The sequence below is a fragment of the Pseudokineococcus sp. 5B2Z-1 genome, assembly GCF_037482305.1.
Classification (GTDB): domain Bacteria; phylum Actinomycetota; class Actinomycetes; order Actinomycetales; family Quadrisphaeraceae; genus Pseudokineococcus.
This window is the reverse complement of record NZ_JBBHZG010000009.1, coordinates 17,752-35,812: the sequence shown is the minus strand read 5'-3', so window position 1 is coordinate 35,812 and position 18,061 is coordinate 17,752. Positions and strand designations below refer to the sequence as shown.

15 protein-coding genes and 1 tRNA gene are annotated in these 18,061 nt (G+C 76.6%); 10 read left to right on the top strand and 6 right to left on the bottom strand.

Translation table 11 applies throughout. The annotated features are described in order from the left end of the window. Positions 1-14: 14 nt before the first annotated feature. A complete protein-coding gene (locus WDV85_RS16380; protein WP_339571643.1) occupies positions 15-4,064 on the bottom strand; it encodes a multifunctional oxoglutarate decarboxylase/oxoglutarate dehydrogenase thiamine pyrophosphate-binding subunit/dihydrolipoyllysine-residue succinyltransferase subunit in 4,050 nt (1,349 codons plus the stop codon). Between the two features lie 182 nt (positions 4,065-4,246). On the opposite strand from WDV85_RS16380, the gene WDV85_RS16375 reads away from it, so the two are divergent. The 5 genes from WDV85_RS16375 to WDV85_RS16355 all read left to right on the top strand — a co-directional run bounded on the left by WDV85_RS16375 (position 4,247) and on the right by WDV85_RS16355 (position 11,514). Beyond that, complete coding sequence (locus WDV85_RS16375; RefSeq protein ID WP_339571642.1) at positions 4,247-5,698, top strand: GuaB1 family IMP dehydrogenase-related protein; 1,452 nt, start codon at positions 4,247-4,249, stop codon at positions 5,696-5,698. A 96-nt stretch (positions 5,699-5,794) separates the two neighbouring features. Further along, positions 5,795-5,869, top strand: a tRNA-Arg gene (locus WDV85_RS16370). A 131-nt stretch (positions 5,870-6,000) separates the two neighbouring features. Beyond that, on the top strand, positions 6,001-7,683 hold the full coding sequence (gene argS / locus WDV85_RS16365) for an arginine--tRNA ligase (protein WP_339571641.1): 1,683 nt from the start codon (positions 6,001-6,003) through the stop codon (positions 7,681-7,683). 8 nt (positions 7,684-7,691) lie between these two features. After that, the gene (gene lysA, locus WDV85_RS16360) at positions 7,692-9,110 is read left to right on the top strand and encodes a diaminopimelate decarboxylase (RefSeq protein ID WP_445263372.1); all 1,419 of its coding nucleotides are present in this window, start codon (positions 7,692-7,694) and stop codon (positions 9,108-9,110) included. A gap of 67 nt (positions 9,111-9,177) precedes the next feature. Next, positions 9,178-11,514 carry a HelD family protein gene (locus WDV85_RS16355; protein ID WP_339571639.1) on the top strand — a complete coding sequence of 779 codons (2,337 nt, stop codon included), beginning with the start codon at positions 9,178-9,180 and terminating at the stop codon, positions 11,512-11,514. A gap of 22 nt (positions 11,515-11,536) precedes the next feature. Here the strand turns inward: WDV85_RS16355 and WDV85_RS16350 are convergent, their stop codons facing one another. Continuing rightward, entirely contained in the window at positions 11,537-12,160 is a 624-nt protein-coding gene (locus tag WDV85_RS16350; protein ID WP_339571638.1) for an isochorismatase family protein, read from the bottom strand. Between the two features lie 266 nt (positions 12,161-12,426). Here WDV85_RS16350 and WDV85_RS16345 point away from each other — a divergent pair, with 266 nt between their 5' ends. Further along, a complete protein-coding gene (locus WDV85_RS16345) occupies positions 12,427-12,615 on the top strand; it encodes a hypothetical protein (RefSeq protein WP_339571637.1) in 189 nt (62 codons plus the stop codon). 75 nt (positions 12,616-12,690) lie between these two features. On the opposite strand, the gene WDV85_RS16340 is transcribed toward WDV85_RS16345, so the two are convergent. The 3 genes from WDV85_RS16340 to WDV85_RS16330 are packed head-to-tail and all read right to left on the bottom strand — an operon-like array spanning position 12,691 to position 14,429. Further along, a complete protein-coding gene (locus WDV85_RS16340; protein ID WP_339571636.1) occupies positions 12,691-12,888 on the bottom strand; it encodes a hypothetical protein in 198 nt (65 codons plus the stop codon). Positions 12,889-12,933: 45 nt separating this feature from the next. After that, on the bottom strand, positions 12,934-13,926 hold the full coding sequence (locus WDV85_RS16335) for a BadF/BadG/BcrA/BcrD ATPase family protein (RefSeq protein WP_339571635.1): 993 nt from the start codon (positions 13,924-13,926) through the stop codon (positions 12,934-12,936). 50 nt (positions 13,927-13,976) lie between these two features. After that, positions 13,977-14,429: a hypothetical protein gene (locus WDV85_RS16330; protein WP_339571634.1), complete on the bottom strand. Its 453-nt coding sequence runs from the start codon at positions 14,427-14,429 to the stop codon at positions 13,977-13,979. Between the two features lie 118 nt (positions 14,430-14,547). Here WDV85_RS16330 and WDV85_RS16325 point away from each other — a divergent pair, with 118 nt between their 5' ends. Further along, positions 14,548-15,120, top strand: a complete 573-nt coding sequence (locus WDV85_RS16325) for a cysteine hydrolase family protein (protein ID WP_339571633.1) — start codon at positions 14,548-14,550, stop codon at positions 15,118-15,120. Between the two features lie 58 nt (positions 15,121-15,178). Further along, positions 15,179-15,586 carry a DUF6958 family protein gene (locus WDV85_RS16320; RefSeq protein ID WP_339571632.1) on the top strand — a complete coding sequence of 136 codons (408 nt, stop codon included), beginning with the start codon at positions 15,179-15,181 and terminating at the stop codon, positions 15,584-15,586. Positions 15,587-15,604: 18 nt separating this feature from the next. On the opposite strand, the gene WDV85_RS16315 is transcribed toward WDV85_RS16320, so the two are convergent. Beyond that, positions 15,605-16,924: a nicotinate phosphoribosyltransferase gene (locus WDV85_RS16315; protein WP_339571631.1), complete on the bottom strand. Its 1,320-nt coding sequence runs from the start codon at positions 16,922-16,924 to the stop codon at positions 15,605-15,607. A gap of 125 nt (positions 16,925-17,049) precedes the next feature. On the opposite strand from WDV85_RS16315, the gene clpS reads away from it, so the two are divergent. Together clpS and WDV85_RS16305 are read left to right on the top strand one after the other, a co-directional pair. Further along, complete coding sequence (clpS, locus tag WDV85_RS16310) at positions 17,050-17,346, top strand: ATP-dependent Clp protease adapter ClpS (RefSeq protein WP_445263371.1); 297 nt, start codon at positions 17,050-17,052, stop codon at positions 17,344-17,346. 40 nt (positions 17,347-17,386) lie between these two features. Continuing rightward, positions 17,387-18,001, top strand: a complete 615-nt coding sequence (locus WDV85_RS16305; protein ID WP_339571629.1) for a DUF2017 domain-containing protein — start codon at positions 17,387-17,389, stop codon at positions 17,999-18,001. Positions 18,002-18,061: the final 60 nt, after the last annotated feature.

The window sequence follows — 18,061 nt, the reverse complement described above, 5'->3', positions numbered from 1 at the left end:
TTCTTGGGCCGCGGTCAGCGGGCGAAGGCCCGCTCGACGAGGTCGGCCTGCTCGGCGGCGTGCTTGCGGCTGGACCCGGTGGCGGGGGCCGCCGACGCCGGGCGGGTCACCGGGCGGATGCTGCGGCCCAGGCGGGGGGCGACCTCGAGGGCCACGAAGGGCCACGCCCCCTGGTTGGCCGGCTCCTCCTGGACCCACACGAGCTCGGCGTCGCCGTAGGGCTCGAGGGCCGCGCGGAAGCCGTCCTCGTCCACCGGGTGCCACTGCTCGACGCGGACGATCGCCGTCCGGTCGTCCTCGCGCTTGGCGCGCGCGGCCTCGAGGTCCCAGGAGACCTTGCCCGAGCAGAGGAGCACCCGGTCCACCCGGCCGGGCTCGCCGCGCAGCGCCCGGTCGGGCACGACCGGCTCGAAGGCGCCGCTGGTGAACGCCTCCACGCCGCTCGCGGCCGCCTTGAGGCGCAGCATCGACTTCGGGGTGAAGACGACGAGCGGGCGGCGGGGCCGCGCGTACGCCTGGCGGCGCAGCAGGTGGAAGTAGGACGCCGGCGTCGACGGCATCGCCACCGTCATGTTGTCCTCGGCGCACATCTGCAGGAAGCGCTCGATGCGTCCCGAGGAGTGGTCCGGGCCCTGGCCCTCGTAGCCGTGCGGCAGCAGGAGCACCACCGAGGAGCGCTGCCCCCACTTCTGCTCCGAGCAGGAGATGAACTCGTCGACGATCGACTGGGCGCCGTTGGCGAAGTCGCCGAACTGGGCCTCCCACAGGACGAGGGCGTCGGGCCGCTCCACCGAGTAGCCGTACTCGAAGCCCATGGCGGCGAACTCCGACAGCAGCGAGTCGTAGACCCAGAAGCGCGCCTGGTCCTCGGTGAGGTTCTGCAGCGGCGTCCACTCGCGCCCGGTGTCCCGGTCGTGGAGGACGGCGTGGCGCTGGGTGAAGGTGCCGCGGCGCGAGTCCTGGCCGGCGAGGCGGACGGGCACGCCCTCCATGAGCAGGGAGCCGAAGGCGAGCAGCTCGCCGTAGCCCCAGTCGACGCCGCCCTCGCGGGACATCTGCTCGCGCTTCTCGAGCAGGGCGCGCAGCTTGGGGTGGACGGCGAAACCCTCGGGCGGGCTCGTGTGCGCCTCGCCGATGCGCTGGAGCACAGCCGCGTCGACGCCGGTCGCACCGGTCCGCACGACGCGGTCGTCCTGCTGGGCGGCGGGCCGCTCGAGCCCGCCGGGGCCGTCGTGCCCGTCGTCGGCGCGGCTGCCGCCCTCGGACGGCGTCTCCCGCGTCTCGGCGAAGGCGCGCTCCAGCTCGCCCTGGTAGTCGCGCAGGGCCTGCTCGGCCTCCTCGACGGTGATGTCGCCGCGGCCGATGAGCGCCTCGGTGTAGAGCTTGCGGACGCTGCGCTTGGCCTCGATGAGGCTGTACATGAGCGGCTGGGTCATCGAGGGGTCGTCGCCCTCGTTGTGGCCCCGCCGCCGGTAGCAGACCATGTCGATGACGACGTCCTTCTCGAACTCCTCGCGGAAGGCGAAGGCGAGCCGGGCGGCGCGGACGACGGCCTCGGGGTCGTCGCCGTTCACGTGGAGGATCGGCGCCTGGATCATGCGGCCGACGTCGGTCGAGTAGTACGACGAGCGCGAGCTGGCCGGCGCCGTCGTGAAGCCGACCTGGTTGTTGATGACGACGTGGACCGTGCCGCCGGTGCGGTACCCGCGCAGCTGCGACAGGTTGAGCGTCTCGGCGACGACGCCCTGGCCCGCGAAGGCCGCGTCGCCGTGCAGCAGGACGGGGAGGACGGGGAAGGCCTTGCCGCCCAGGTCGATCCGGTCCTGCTTGGCGCGCGCGATGCCCTCGAGCACCGGGTCGACGGCCTCGAGGTGCGAGGGGTTGGCCGCGAGGTAGACCTTCGTCGAGGCGCCCGTCGCGGAGGTGAAGCGGCCCTCGGTGCCGAGGTGGTACTTCACGTCCCCCGAGCCCTGGACGCTGCCCGGGACGGCGCTGCCCTCGAACTCGCGGAAGACCTGGCCGTAGCTCTTGCCGGCGATGTTCGTCAGGACGTTGAGGCGGCCGCGGTGCGCCATGCCGATGGCGACCTCGTCGTGGCCCGCCTCGGCCGCCTCCGACAGCAGCGCGTCGAGCAGCGGGATGACGGACTCCCCGCCCTCGAGGCTGAAGCGCTTCTGCCCCACGAACTTCGTCTGGAGGAACGTCTCGAAGGCCTCCGCCGCGTTGAGGCGGTTGAGGATCCGCAGCTGCTCGTCCCGGTCGGGCTTGGTGTACGGCTTCTCGACGTGGTCCTGGATCCAGGCGCGCTGCTCCGGGTCCTGGATGTGCATGTACTCGATGCCCGTGGTGCGGCAGTAGGAGTCGCGCAGGATCCCCAGGATGTGGCGCAGCTTCATCGGCCCGCCGTCGCCGAAGCCGCCCGTGGGGAACTCGCGGTCGAGGTCCCACAGCGTCAGCCCGTGCGTCTGGACGTCGAGGTCGGGGTGGCGGCGCTGGCGGTACTCCAGCGGGTCGGTGTCGGCCATGAGGTGGCCGCGCACGCGGTAGGCGTGGATGAGCTCGACCACGCGGCTCACGCGCCCGACGTCCACCTGCCCGCGGATGCTCGTGTCCTGCACCCAGCGGACCGGCTCGTAGGGGATGTGCAGCGCGGAGAAGACGCGGTCGTAGAAGCCGTCGAGCCCCAGCAGCTTCTGGTGGACGACGCGCAGGAACTCGCCCGACTGGGCGCCCTGGATGATGCGGTGGTCGTAGGTCGACGTCAGCGTCATGACCTTGCTCACGCCGAGCTTGGCGATGGTGTCCTCGGCCGCGCCCTGGTACTCCGCCGGGTAGTCCATGGCGCCGACGCCGATGATCGCGCCCTGGCCCTTGACCAGGCGCGGCACCGAGTGGACCGTCCCGATGGTGCCCGGGTTGGTGAGGGTCATCGTCACGCCGGCGAAGTCGGCGACGCCCAGCTTGCCCTGGCGGGCGCGGCGCACGACGTCCTCGTAGGCCGCCCAGAACTGCGCGAAGTCCATCGTCTCCGCGGGCTTGACCGCCGGGACCATGAGCTGGCGGGTGCCGTCGTCCTTGGGCAGGTCGATGGCGATGCCGAGGCCGACGTGCGCGGGGCTGACGACCGCGGGCTTGCCGCCGTCGGTGGTGAACGCGGCGTTCATGGACGGCATCTCGGCGAGGGCCTCGACGAGGGCGTAGCCGATGAGGTGGGTGAAGGAGACCTTGCCGCCGCGCGCGCGGGCCAGGTTCGAGTTGATGACGATGCGGTTGTCGATGAGGGCCTTGGCCGGCACCGCGCGGACGCTCGTGGCGGTGGGGACCTCGAGGCTCGCCTCCATGTTGGTGACGACGCGGGCGGCCGGGCCGCGCAGGCGGACCACCTCGTCCTCGCGCTCGGCGTCCTCGCCGCCCTCGGGGGGCCGCGGCGCCAGCGCCGACGCCGGTGCGCCGCGGCCGTCGCGCGTGCCGGCCGAGGACGGCGTCGTGCCCGGCTCCGAGGCCGGCCGCGCCGCACGGGGCGCCGACCCGCCCGCGGGGGCCTGCTCCGCCGCCCGCTCGGGCGCGGCCGGGGTGCGGGCGGCGGTCGCCGAGCCGGCGGCGGCCGACGCGCCCGGCGTGGCGGGAGCCGGGGCCGGGGCGTCGGCGCCGGCCGCCTCCTGCGCGGCGGAGGGGGCGGGGCTCGGTGCGGGCGCGGGCGAGGGGGAGGAGCCTGCCGCGTCGGCGCCGTCCGCGGGAGCGGGCGCGGAGCCCTGCGTCGCCTGCCCCGCGCTCCCGCCGGTCGTCGCCGCAGGGGTCGACGCGTCGCCGTCGTCCTCACCGGCGGTCCCGGAGGCCTCGGGCGCGTCCTCCGGGGGGGCGCCGTCGCCCGGGGTGTAGTCCTCGAAGAACTCCCACCAGGCCGGGTCCACGGACTCGCGGTCCTCGAGGTAGCGCTCGTGCAGCTCGTCGACGAGCCACGCGTTGGGGCCGAAGCCGGACGCCGTGCCCGGGATCGCGTCGGGCCCCTCGTCCGCGGGGCCGGAGGAGCCCCGTCCTGCGCTGGTGGTCTCCTGCTGGGACACGGTGGCGATCGCCCTCTTCCACGGGTCGGTGCGCGAGATGCGCCCGGCGCCGGGACCCCCGGTACCGCGCGGACCTGCGTGTGCGTCGGCCCGGCCAGACTAGTGCCTGGGCGCCGTCGCGCCGCCCGTCGGCGCGCGGTGGCGGGGGCCGGACGGGGCCGGACGGCCTACTCTGGCGCCCCGTGCGCTTCCTCGACGGCTCGGCCCCCGGTCACGACCTCACCTACAGCGACGTCTTCCTCGTGCCGGGTCGCTCCGGCGTGGCCTCGCGGACCGAGGTGGACCTGCGGACCGACGACGGCACGGGGACCACCGTGCCCGTCGTCGTCGCCAACATGACGGCGGTCGCCGGCCGGCGCATGGCCGAGACCGTCGCCCGTCGCGGCGGGCTCGCCGTCATCCCGCAGGACGTGCCGCTCGACGTCGTGGCCGAGGTCGTCGCGTGGGTGAAGGCGCGCAGCACCGTCCTCGAGACCCCCATCGTCGCGGCGCCGGAGGACCGGGTCGTCGACGCCCTGCACCTGCTGCCCAAGCGCGCGCACGGCGCCCTCGTCGTCGTCGACGCCGAGCGCCGCCCCCTGGGGGTCGTCACCGCCTCGGACTGCGAGGGCGTGGACCGCTTCACCTCCCTGGCCGCCGTCATGAGCACCTCCCCGCTCGTCCTGGACGCCGCGGACGTCGAGGCGCAGGGGGGCCTGGACCGGGCGTTCTCCGTGCTCGACGGCGCGCGGCGCTCCTTCGCCCCCGTCGTGCGCGACGGCGTCCTCGCCGGGGCGATGACCCGTCTGGGCTGCGTCCGCTCGGCCCTGTACGCGCCGGCGGTCGACGCCGCGGGCCGCCTGCGCGTGGGCGCGGCCGTCGGCGTCACCGGGGACGTGGCCGGCAGCGCGGCCGCCCTCCTCGACGCCGGTGTCGACGTCCTCGTCGTCGACACCGCCCACGGCCACCAGGAGCGCATGGTCGACGCGCTGCGCGCCGTCCGGGCCCTCGACCCGCAGGTGCCCGTCGTCGCCGGCAACGTCGTCACCGCCGAGGGGGTGCGCGACCTCGTGGGCGCGGGCGCCGACGTCGTCAAGGTCGGCGTCGGGCCGGGCGCCATGTGCACCACGCGCATGATGACGGGCGTCGGGCGGCCGCAGTTCTCCGCCGTCCTCGAGTGCGCCGCCGCCGCCCGCGAGCTCGGCGCCTCGGTGTGGGCCGACGGCGGCGTGCGCCACCCGCGCGACCTCGCGCTGGCGCTCGCCGCGGGCGCCAGCTCGGTCATGGTCGGCTCCTGGTTCGCGGGGACGCACGAGAGCCCGGGCGACCTGCTCGTCGACGAGCGCGGCCGCAGCTACAAGGAGAGCTTCGGCATGGCCTCCAAGCGGGCCGTCGCCCACCGCACCCGCGAGGAGTCGCCGCTGGAGCGCGCGCGCAAGGCGCTGTTCGAGGAGGGCATCTCCAGCTCGCGGATGATGCTCGACCCGGCGCGCCCGGGCGTCGAGGACCTCCTCGACTCCATCACCTCGGGCATCCGCAGCGCCTGCACCTACGCAGGTGCCCGGACGCTGCCCGAGCTCCACGAGCGCGCCGTCGTCGGCGTCCAGTCGCCGTCGGGGTACGAGGAGGGCCGCCCGCTGCCGTCGGGCTGGTGAGGCCGGCGCGTCAGGAGGGCCATCGCGTCAGAGGGGCGGGCGCGTCGGACGGGCCGGGCTCGTGGGGTAGTGTCTGCGCCGTCCCAGGGCCCACCGGCCCCCGTAGCTCAGGGGATAGAGCACCGCCCTCCGGAGGCGGGGGCGCAGGTTCGAATCCTGCCGGGGGCACCACGCAGCAGCTGTCGAGCGCCGTCACCGCCACCGCGGGGCGGCGCTCGTCGCGTGCCGGGCCTGACGGGGCGCCGCGCCGTCCGTGGACGCCCGCCCGGAGCCCTCCCCGCGCCCTCCTAGACTGCTGGGCCGTGACTCCCGCCGAGCTCTCCGCCGCGATCCGCCGCTGCCTCGTCGAGGCGGTCGAGTCCCGGGAGCCGGCCGTGGGCTCCCTCGCCGTGGACGACGTGCCCGCCGACGTGCGCGTCGAGCGCCCCCGCAGCCGCGAGCACGGCGACTGGGCCACCAACGTCGCCCTGCAGCTCGGCAAGCGGGCCGGGGTCGCCCCGCGCGACCTCGCGACCGCGCTCGCGGCCCGGCTGGGCGCCGTCGACGGCGTCGAGCGGGTCGACGTCGCCGGCCCGGGCTTCCTCAACGTCGTCCTGGCGGCCTCGGCGGCCGGCGAGCTGGCCCGCACCGTCGTCGAGGCGGGCGCCGCGTACGGCACGAGCGACACGCGGGCGGGCACCTGCATCAACCTCGAGTTCATCTCGGCCAACCCCACCGGCCCCGTCCACCTCGGCGGTGCGCGCTGGGGCGCCGTGGGCGACGCCCTCGCCCGCGTGCTGGCCGCCACGGGCGCCGAGGTGGTGCGCGAGTACTACTTCAACGACCACGGCGCCCAGATCGACCGCTTCGCCCGGTCGCTGCTGGCGCGCGCCCACGGGCGCCCGGCGCCCGAGGACGGCTACGGCGGCGCCTACGTCGGCGACATCGCCGACCGCGTCGTCGCCGACGCCTCCGCCCGCGGCGAGGACCTCCTGGCGATGCCCGAGGACGCCGCCCAGGAGGTCTTCCGCCGCGACGGCGTCGCGCTGATGTTCGACGAGGTCAAGCGCGACCTCCACGACTTCGGCGTCGACTTCGACGTGTGGTTCCACGAGGACTCGCTGCACGCCTCCGGGGCGGTGGACGCCGCCGTGGAGCACCTCAAGGCCTCGGGCAGCCTCTACGAGGCCGACGGCGCCTGGTGGCTGCGCTCGACCGACCACGGCGACGACAAGGACCGCGTCGTCATCAAGTCCGACGGGCAGCCGGCCTACATCGCCGGCGACCTCGCGTACCTGCGCGACAAGCGGGCCCGCGGCGCCGACCTGTGCATCTACATGCTCGGCGCCGACCACCACGGCTACATCAGCCGGCTCAAGGCGGCGGCCGCGGCCTTCGGGGACGACCCGGCCGTCGTCGAGGTGCTCATCGGGCAGATGGTCAACCTCGTGCGCGACGGCCAGCCGGTCCGGATGAGCAAGCGCAACGGCACGGTGGTCTCGCTCGAGGACCTCGTCGAGGCCGTCGGCGTCGACGCCGCGCGCTACTCGCTCAGCCGCAGCTCGGTCGACTCGACCATCGACATCGACCTCGACGTGCTGACCCGGCGGACCAACGAGAACCCCGTCTTCTACGTCCAGTACGCGCACGCCCGCACGTGCGGCGTGGCCCGCAACGCGGAGGCCGCCGGGGTGCGCCGGGAGGACGGCTTCGACCCCTCGCTGCTCACCCACCCCACCGAGTCGGCCGTGCTGGCCGCGCTCGGCGAGCACCCGCGCGTCGTCGAGCAGGCCGCCGAGCTGCGCGAGCCGCACCGCGTGGCCCGCCACCTCGAGGTGCTCGCGGGCGCCTTCCACAAGTGGTACGACGAGTGCCGCGTGACGCCGATCGGTGAGGCGCCGGTCGAGGACGTGCACCGCACGCGCCTGTGGCTCGCCGAGGCCGTCCGCACGGTCCTCGCCTCCGGGCTCGGCCTGCTCGGCGTCTCGGCCCCGGAGCGCATGTGAGCCCGCGCCTGCACGCCCACGAGGCCGGCTCGCTGCACGCCGAGGGCTACGGCGGGCCGGGCTGGCTCGCGGTGCCGGACGACGTGAACGCCCTCGTGACGCCGCTGTGGGCGCGGACGGTGCGGCGCGGCGGCGACGGCGCGCTCGAGGTGGGCGGCGTGCCCGTCACCCGGCTGGCCGCCGAGCACGGGACCCCGGCGTACGTCCTCGACGAGGACGACCTGCGCGCGCGGGCGCGCGGCTTCGTCGAGGCCTTCGACGAGGCCTTCGCCGACCTGTGCGGCGGGGCCGACGTCTACTACGCCGGCAAGGCGTTCCTCTGCACGGCGGTCGCCCGCTGGGTCGCCGAGGAGGGCATGCTCCTCGAGACCTGCACGGGCGGGGAGATGGCCGTGGGGCTGCGCGCCGGCGTCGACCCGGCGCGGATGGCGCTGCACGGCAACAACAAGTCCGACGCCGAGGTCGAGCGGGCGCTGCGCGCGGGGCTCGGGCGCCTCGTCGTCGACTCCCTGCCGGAGGTCGACCGGGTGGCCGACGTCGCCGCCCGCCTGGGGGTGCGGGCGCCGGTGCTCGTCCGCGTCACCGTCGGCGTCGAGGCCCACACGCACTCCTACATCGCGACGGCCCACGAGGACCAGAAGTTCGGGCTACCGCTCTCGACGGGGGAGGCGGCGCGGGCCGCCGCCGCGGTGCTGGCCCGACCCGAGCTCGACCTCCGGGGGCTGCACTCCCACATCGGGTCGCAGATCTTCGACGTCGAGGGCTTCGAGGTCGCCGCCCGGCGGCTCGTGCGGCTGCACGCCCAGGTGCAGCGCGACCACGGCGTCGTCCTGCCCGAGATGGACCTCGGCGGCGGCTTCGGCATGGCCTACACGACCCAGCACCAGCCGCTCCCGCCGCGCGAGCTGGCGCAGGGGATGGCCCGCGTGGTCGCGGCCGCGTGCGCGGCGGAGGGCGTCGACGTCCCCCGCGTCTCGGTGGAGCCCGGGCGCGCCGTCGTCGGGCCCAGCACCTTCACCCTCTACACCGCCGGCACGACGAAGGACGTCGTCCTCGACGGCGGCCAGACCCGCCGCTACGTCGCCGTCGACGGGGGCATGAGCGACAACGTCCGCACGGCGCTGTACTCGGCCGACTACTCGGCGACCCTGGCCTCGCGGCGCTCGGACGCCCCGCCGGTGCTCACCCGCGTCGTCGGGAAGCACTGCGAGAGCGGGGACATCGTCGTCATGGACGAGTTCATGGCCGGTGACCTCGACGCCGGCGACCTCGTGGCCGTGCCCGGCACGGGCGCCTACTGCCGCGCCCTCGCCAGCCAGTACAACCACGTCCCGCGCCCGCCCGTCGTGGCGGTCTCGGGCGGGGTCTCGCGGGTGCTCGTGCGCCGCGAGACCGAGGAGGACCTGCTCGCCCTCGACCTCGGCTGACCCTGCGGCGTCGCCGCCCCACCGCGAGCGCCGCGCCGACCGGACGACCCTGGAGCGCCACCAGCCCATGACCGCCGACCCGCAGACGACCACCGACGAGGGCGCGGCCCGCGCCGAGCAGGTCGCCGCCGAGCAGGGCGCCGTCGACACCCGCTACGCGCGGCTCGACGACCTGCGCCGGCGCACCGCCGCCGAGCTCGCGGCCGTGCGCCGCTCGGAGACCACCGGCACGCACCAGAACCGCTCCGAGCGCGACTCCTTCGCGGCGCTGCACGAGGGGCGCCTCGCGCAGCTGGACGCCGTCGAGGACCGCCTCGTCTTCGGCCGCCTCGACCTGTCCGACGGCGAGACGCGCTACGTCGGACGGCTCGGCCTCGCCGACGAGGCGCAGCAGCGGCTCCTCGTCGACTGGCGCGCGCCGGCCTCCGAGCCCTTCTACCAGGCGACGGCGGCCCGGCCCGCGGGCGTGGCGCGGCGCCGGCACCTCGCGCTGCGGGGTCGCTCGGTGCAGGGCCTGGAGGACGACGTCCTCGACGCCGACGGCCTCGCGGCGCGCGGCCTCGAGGCCCTCGGCGGCGAGGGCGCGCTCATGGCCGCCCTGGGCGCGCAGCGCACGGGCCGCATGGGCGACATCGTCGCCACCATCCAGGCCGAGCAGGACGCGATCATCCGCTCCGACGCCAAGGGCGTCCTCGTCGTCCAGGGCGGGCCGGGCACGGGCAAGACCGCGGTGGCGCTGCACCGCGCCGCCTACCTGCTCTACGCCCACCGCGACCGGCTGGCGCGCAGCGGCGTCCTCGTCGTCGGGCCGAGCCCGGTCTTCCTGCGCTACATCGAGCAGGTGCTGCCCTCGCTGGGCGAGAGCGGCGTGCTCACGTCCACGGCGGGCCAGCTCTTCCCCGGGGTCGACGCCCGCGCCGCCGACCGGCCGGCCGTGGCGCGGCTCAAGGGCGACGAGCGGTGGCTCGAGGTGCTGTCCCGCGCCGTCGCCGCCCGCCAGCGCGTGCCGTCGGGCCCCCAGCGCCTGGACGTCGAGGGCACGACCGTCGTCCTGCAGCCGCGGGCCGTGGCGCGGGCCCGCGAGCGCGCCCGGGCCACGGGGCAGCCGCACCTGGAGGCGCGCAGCGGCTTCGTGCGCGACCTCCTGCTGCACCTCGCCGACCTCGTCGCCCGTGCGCAGGGCACGCGCCTGGAGCCGGAGGACCGGCCGGGCGTCGTCGCCGACCTGCGCGGCTCGCGCGACGTGCGCGTGGCGCTCAACCTCGCGTGGATGCCCATGACGCCGCAGAAGCTCGTCGGCGACCTGCTCACGCGCCCGCACCGGCTCGCCGAGGCGGCGAGCGGCCTCTTCTCGACCGAGGAGCAGGCGCTGCTGGTGCGCGGGGCCGAGGACCCCTGGACGGTCGACGACGTCCCGCTGCTCGACGAGGCGGCCGAGCTCCTCGGGGAGGACGAGACCGGAGCGGCCGCGCAGGGCGCCCGCGAGGAGGCGCGCCGGCGTGACGAGGCGCTGTCCCTCGCCCGCGAGGTGCTGGACTCCGGGGCGGGGGAGACGGCGGTGGAGGGCTTCACCGCCTCCGCCGAGGACCTCGCCGCGCGGCAGTCCGACCTCGGCGGACCGACGCTGACGGTGGCCGAGCGGGCCGCGGGGGACCGAACGTGGGTCTTCGGCCACGTCGTCGTCGACGAGGCCCAGGAGCTCTCGCCGATGATGTGGCGCCTGCTCGTGCGGCGCTGCCCGAGCCGCTCCATGACGGTCGTCGGCGACCTGGCCCAGACCCGCTCCGCCGCGGGCGCCTCCGTCTGGGCCGAGGTCCTCGACCCCTTCGCCGAGGGGCGCTGGCGGCTGGAGGAGCTGACGGTCAACTACCGCACCCCCCGCCAGGTGATGGACGCGGCCGCGGCCGTGCTCGCGCTCACGGGGGCGCCGGGGCGGACGCCGACGTCGGTCCGCGAGGGGGAGGGTCCGCCGACCCTCACCGAGGTGCCGGCCGGCGGTGGTGCGCGCGCGGAGGCGCTCCGCGGCGTCGTCGCCGACGAGGCCCGCCGCGCCGCCGGCGGCCGCCTGGCGGTGCTCTGCCCCCCGGGGCGGGTGGAGGAGACCTCCGCCGCGCTCGTCGGGCGGCTGCGCACGGCCGGGGGCGCCGAGCTCGGCGTCTCCACCGGCCCCGGGGCGCTGGACAGCCCGGTGGCCGTCATGAGCGTCGCCGACTCCAAGGGCCTGGAGTTCGACGCGGTGGTGCTCGTCGAGCCCGGGGAGGTCCTCGGCGGGCCGGACGACGAGGACCCGCGGGCCGGGGCGCACGACCTCTACGTCGCGATGACGCGGCCGACGCAGCGGCTGCACGTGCTGGCGTCCCCGGGGCTCGACCCCGCGCTCGCGCGGGCGCTCGTCGGGGGCTGACGGTCGCCGTCGGCCCCGGCCGTCAGCCGGCGGTCGGGAGGCTCTCGACGACCTCGACCCCCGCAGCGCGCATCTCGTCGAGCGCGGCGCGAGAGTTGTCGGGGGCGGTGCCGGCGACGAGCGGCAGCAGCACCCGCACGCGGAAGCCAGCGCGGGCGGCGTCCAGCGCCGTGGCGCGCACGCAGTGGTCCGTCGCGATGCCGACGACGTCGAGGTCCGTGACGGCCTTGCGGCGCAACCAGTCCTCGAGCCGGTCGCCGTCCTCGGCCTCGCCCTCGAAGCCCGAGTAGCCGTCCGAGTATTGGCCCTTGCGGAAGACGGCCTGCGCGAGGTCGAGGTCGAAGCCGGGCTGGGCGGCGGCCCCGGGCGTGCCCGCGACGCAGTGGACGGGCCAGCTGGTGACGAAGTCCGGGTGGTCGCTGAAGTGGCTGCCCGGGTCGACGTGCCAGTCCTGGGTCGCGACGACGGCGGCGTAGTCGTCGGCGCGCTCGCGGGCGTGCCGGGTGACGGCGGTGGCGACCGCGGCGCCGCCCTCGACGGCGAGGGACCCGCCCTCGCAGAAGTCGACCTGCACGTCGACGACGACGAGCGCCCGCGCGTGGGCGCTCGTCTCCGCGGTCGGCTCGGGCTGGGGGCTGGTGCTCACGTCGGCTCCGCTGGTCGGTGGGCGTCCGGACGGGTCCCAGGCTCTCCCCGCTCGCCGTGCCGGGCCACCTCGGGCACGGTCTCTCGTCGAGATGGAGGTCGTGGTCGTGACCCGGCCTCGCGGGTGACCACCGCCTCCGTCTCGGGCTGGGCTGGTGCGGGCAGGGCGGTGACCTCCGCCCGGCCCGCTGCCGGACGGTGTCGCACACTGCACGGATCGAGCTGGCCCCCGAGGCCGGGTACGACGACGCGGGAGGTGGGGGAGCGGTGACGAGGTCTGCGCTGCACGTGACGTGGGCGGTGGCGATCCTCGTCCTGGCCGTGCTGGTGCTCGCCCTCGTCGACAGCGCCGTGTCGCGCGCCGCCGCGGTCGTCATGGCGGTCGGCGGCGTCGTGATGCTGGCGGGCTCCCTCATGGCTCGACGAGAGGCGCGGAGGACGTCGCGCTCCCGCTGAGCGTCGTCGTCCGACCTGGCGACCGCACGCGCGTGCCCTGTGCTCCGCCCAGCGCGGGTCGCGGCGGGCGGACGCCTACCCCCGCGGGTAGCCCTCCGCGTCGAGGCGGCGCTGGACCTGCTGCTCCTGCTCGACCCAGCGTCGTCGCGCGTCCAGGGACCCGTGCCGGACGGCGAGCCGGATGACCCAGTAGGCCGCGAAGAGCCCCAGTGCGATGACGGCGAGGTAGAGGAGCACCCCGAGGAGCAGGAAGGGGACCTCAGGCACGGACATGGCTCCACGCTAGGGCGAGTCATCACCCGGCGTCAGACGGTGACGTCAGGGCGGGTCATCGTGGAGCCGGTCGAGAGCGCCCGGGCGCGCCTCCCCGGCGAGCTCCAGAGCCATGATGACGGCGCCCAGGACGGCGTCGCCCGCGGGCGGGACGAGGAGCGTCGGGGCCGCGCCCGGCACGACGAGGACCTCGCGCAGGCGCGCGCGGAAGGCCGGGTCGCTCGCGACCGCGCCGGTGGTGCTGACGCGCACCGGTCCGCGTCCGACGAGGGGCGCGAGGAGCAGGACGCCGCGGGCCGTGCGCTCGGCCAGGGCGCGCACGGCCCGGTCCGCCAGCGGGCTGGTGCTCGCGGCCGCCGTGACGAGCGGGGCGAGCGCCCCGTACCGCCGGGTGACCGCGTGCCGACCAGCCCGGTCCACCTCCAGCGCCGCGGTGCGCAGCCCCGCGACGTCGGCGGCGCCCCAGGCGGCGAGCAGCGCCGCGACGAGGTCGGCGTCGTCCGGTCCGGCGGCGCCGACGAGCACCTGCTGCACGGCCTCGAACGCGAGGTGCCGGGCGCCGCCGGCGTAGTGGGCCAGCTGCCCGTTCTCGACCTCGTCGCCGTCGGCGGTGATGGCGAGGACCATCGAGCCGGTCCCGGCGACCACGACGACGCCCGGCTCGCCGGCCAGCGCGCCCCGGTGGGCGGTCACCGCGTCGTTGACGACGACCTGCGGGCACGCCAGCTCGGGGAGGGCGTAGGCGGAGCGCGCCCACTCGAGGCTGCGGTCCCCGTGGTCGCCGCCGCGCCGGCTTACGCCGGCCACCCCGGCCACGAGGGCGCGCGCGTCCTCGCGCGCGAGGTCGCCGGACCGCAGCGCCTCGAGGACGGTCTCCTGCAGGTGCGCGACGGCGTCGTCGTCGTGGTGCCAGGCGCCCGCAGGTCCCGTGGCGCCGCTCAGCCGCCGCCCCTCCAGGTCGACGCACGCGACGCGCGTGCGCGTCCCGCCCGAGTCCACCGCGACGACGTAGGGGCGGCCCGGGCGCGTCGTCGGCACGTCGCGACGCTAGGGCACGGCGGCCCCGCTCGTCGGGGACCGCGCGCTCGTCAGCCGCCGCCCTCGCCGGCGACGAGCCAGGGGCCCCCGTCGTCGCGGACGAGCAGGAACGACCAGACCGTCGGGCCGTCGGGCAGGGACGCGTCCCCGCCGCCCAGCACGAAGGTGGTGCGCACGTCGACCGCCTCGTCGTGACCACCGGCGAGGCTCTCGCCGGTGGGGGCGTCCTCGTCGGTGGGCCGCTCCTCGGCCGGCTCGAGGAGGAGGTCGCGGACGCTCACGGCGGGCCCCGCCGCGAGGCCGGAGCCGGACGCCTCGTGCTCGGGGGTGGACAGCGACCGTGCGGCGTCCTCGTCGCCCGCCTGGACCGCGGCGAGGTAGGTCGCGACGACGACCTCGGGCGGGCTGCCCGCGGCGAGGGTCGGCACCCGCGGGCCGCCGCAGCCGGCGACGGCGAGCAGGAGGAGCAGAACGAGGACCGGCCGAGGCCGCGCAGCGCGCACGACGTGATCCTGGTGCGCCACGACCGGGCGCGACGGTGGTTCCGGAGCACCTGCGCCGGCTGCGCCCGGCTGGAGCAGCCGCGGCCCTCGCGCCACGGGCGTGCGCGACGATGCGCCGGTGACGAGCGCCGATGAGCCCCTGGGCGACCTGGACCGCACGGCCCTGGTCGTCGTCGACGTCCAGCGCGGCTTCGAGGACCCCTCCTGGGGCGCGCCCGGGCCGGACCACGTGGGCCACGTGCTCGCGCTGCTCGACGCCTGGCGGGCGGCCGGGCGCCCCGTGGTGCTCGTGCGCCACGACTCGACGACGCCGGGCTCGCCGCTGGCCCCGGGCCAGCCCGGCAACGACCTCGTCGACGGCGTCGACGGGCCGCACGACCTGCTCGTCGTGAAGTCGGTCAACAGCGCCTTCCACGGCGAGCCGGACCTCGACGCGTGGCTGCGCGCCGAGGCGGTCGACGGCCTCGTCGTCTGCGGCACCACGACCAACCACTGCTGCGAGACCACCGCCCGCGTGGGCGGGAACCTCGGGCACCGCGTCCTCTTCGCCCTCGACGCGACGTCGACCTTCGCCCGCACCGCTCCCGACGGGACCGTGCTCACCGCCGAGGAGCTCATGCGCGCGACCGCCACGAACCTCCACGGCGAGTTCGCGACCGTCGTCACCACCGCGCAGCTCCTCGGGCGCTGACGCACCGGGAGCCCGCGTCCGGCGTGCGCGCCGACGCCCGCTGTGGCGGGATGACCCCGTGGCGCGACGACGCACCGACGGCGGGTGGGGCGTGCCGCCGTCGGCCATGGCCCATGACGAGCTGGACCGCGCTCGCGGCCGCGTGCGGATGCTCAACGGGGCGCTCGAGGGCGGCATGGAGGGGTGGACCCTGCCGCTGCAGCAGTGGGAGCTCGTGCGCGAGGTCCTGCTCGAGGTGGTCGACGACGCCGACCCCGAGCGCGGCGCGCTGCTGGGCGAGGTCGTCGAGACGGCCCAGGCCCGGCTGGGCCGCCACCCGGCCTTCCCCGGCGGGCGGCTGACGAACATGGTCCGCTACGTCAAGGTCGACCTCGAGGGCCGCGGCGTCCTGGAGGTGGTGCCGCGGTCCTCTCCCCAGCGCGTCCGGCGCGGCGCGCGCGACGGCGCCGGCGGCACCGGCGCCTGAGCGGGTCCCTCCGGGGCCTCAGGTGCCCGCGCCCACCAGGCGCGTCGGCAGGCAGGCCTCGCCGCGCGCCAGCCGCCGCGCCGAGGCGGGCAGCTCGGCGCGGGCGTCGTCGTGCCGGTGGGCCGCCGCGCGGACGCCCTCGGCGCCGGTGGCGCCCTCCGCCACGAGCCGCCCGCCCTCGATCATCGGCACCTGCAGCGGGCGGGCCCCGGGCACCGGGGCGGCGGCCCCGTCGGCGTCCTCGACGACGAGCACCTCGGCGCTCGCCACGCCGGAGGAGAGCTCGCGCCACGCGCGCTTGGCGCCGGCGACGCCCTGCTTGTGCTGGCTCGCCTTGGCCACGCCCTGCAGGCGCCCGTCCCGGCCCTCCCGGGCGACCATCTTGTAGACGAGGCCCGCCGTCGGCTGGCCGCTGCCGGTGACGAGGCTCGTGCCGACGCCGTAGCTGTCGACCGGCGCGGCGGCGAGGGCGGCGATGGCGTGCTCGTCGAGGTCGCTCGTCACGGTGATCTTGGTCCGGGTCGCGCCGAGACCGTCGAGGCGGCGGCGGACGTCGTGGGCCAGCTCGGCGAGGTCGCCCGAGTCGAGGCGGACGGCGCCCAGCTCCGGACCGGCGAGGGCGACGGCGCGCTCGACGGCGGCGGCGACGTCGTAGGTGTCCACGAGCAGCGTCGTCGACGCGCCGAGGGCGGCCACCTGGGCGGCGAAGGCGGCGTCCTCGTCGTCGTGCAGCAGCGTGAAGGCGTGCGCCGACGTGCCGATGGTCGGCAGGCCGTAGCGGCGGCCCGCCGCCAGGTTCGACGTGCCCGAGAAGCCCGCCACCGCCGCGGCCCGGGCGGCCGCCACGGCCGCCTCCTCGTGCGTGCGCCGCGAGCCCATCTCGAGGCAGGGGCGGCCGTCGGCGGCGGCCGTCATGCGCGAGGCCGCCGACGCGACGGCGCTGTCGTGGTTGAGCACGGACAGGACGAGCGTCTCGAGGACGACGGCCTCGGCGAAGGTGCCCCGCACCGTCAGCAGGGGGGAGCCCGGCAGGTAGACCTCGCCCTCGGGGTAGCCCTCGACGTCGCCGCGGAAGCGCCACGACGCCAGGTGCTCGAGGGTCCGGGCGTCCACGACCCCCTCGCGCTCGAGCCAGGCGAGGTCGTCGTCGGAGAACCGCAGGTCGGGCAGCACCTCGAGCAGGCGCCCGGTGCCCGCCACGACGCCGTAGCGGCGCCCGTGGGGCAGCCGGCGGGCGAAGACCTCGAAGACGCACCGCCGGTCGGCGGTGCCGTCGGCCAGCGCGGCCTGCAGCATCGTCAGCTCGTAGCGGTCGGTCAGCAGCGCCGAGGTGCCCACGCGGGCGACCGTAGCCCCCCCGGCCTCCGTCCTAGGCTGGCCCCGTGAGCGCGACCACCCGGCCGGCAGCGGCGGCGCCGGCGGCCCGTCCGTCGGCGTCCCCGGTGGCCGTCGGGGCGGCGACCGTGGTGGCCTCCGTGGCGCCGGCCGAGGCCGAGGAGGTCGTCGCCGCCGAGGCGCCGAGCACCGAGCGGCCCTGGGTCACCATCGTGTGGAACGACCCGGTCAACCTCATGTCCTACGTGACCTACGTGTTCCAGAGCTACTTCGGCTACTCGCGCGCCAAGGCCGAGCGGCTCATGCGCGACGTCCACGACGAGGGCCGCGCGGTCGTGTCGTCGGGCTCGCTGGAGGAGATGGAGCGTGACGTCGAGGCGATGCACGGCTTCGGCCTCTGGGCGACGTTCTCGCACGACAGCTGACCCTCCTCGGGCCGCCCCGAGGAAGGACGAAGGAGGATCCGTGGCCCGCCGCTTCCGCCGCACCCGCAAGGGCATCACCGCGGGCTTCGAGCCCCAGGAGGCCGAGCTCGTCGCCGGCCTGCTCGAGGACGTGGCGCGGCTGCTCGACGGCGCCGCCGGCGAGACCGGGGCGGAGGCCGCGCGCGAGGGGGAGGACCCCCTGGACGCCCTGGCCCGCCAGCTCGACGCGGCGCCCGCCGACGCCCCCGAGGACCCGGCGCTCGCCCGCCTCCTGCCCACCGCGAGCCGCGACGACGACGAGGCCGCCGCGGACTTCCGCCGCTTCACCCAGGAAGGGCTGGCCGACCGCAAGCGCGCCGCGCTGCTCACGACGGCCGCCACCCTGCGCCGCCCGCCGCCGCTGCTGCTCACCGACGACGAGGCGCGGGCGTGGGTGACCGCCCTCACCGACCTGCGGCTCGTCCTCGCCCAGCGCCTCGGCCTGGAGACCGACGACGACGCCGCGCTCGTGGCCCTGCGGGCCGCCGAGGCCGACGAGGACGACCCGACGTCGTGGACGGCGAGCATCTACGACTTCCTCACCTGGCTGCAGGAGGGGCTGGCCGAGGTGCTGCTGCGCGACCTGCCGGCCGCCGGAGGGCCGCCCCGGCGCTGACGGGCGCCCGTCGGTCGCGTCCCGGCGCACCACTTCCCGGCGCGGCCCGGGCCGCGCCGC

Bases quoted from the DNA above. Each gene is read 5' to 3' on its own strand.
- WDV85_RS16355 (WP_339571639.1), top strand. From the start codon at position 9,178: ATGACCGCCGACCCGCAGACGACCACCGACGAGGGCGCGGCCCGCGCC.
- WDV85_RS16340 (WP_339571636.1), bottom strand. From the start codon at position 12,888: ATGTCCGTGCCTGAGGTCCCCTTCCTGCTCCTCGGGGTGCTCCTCTAC.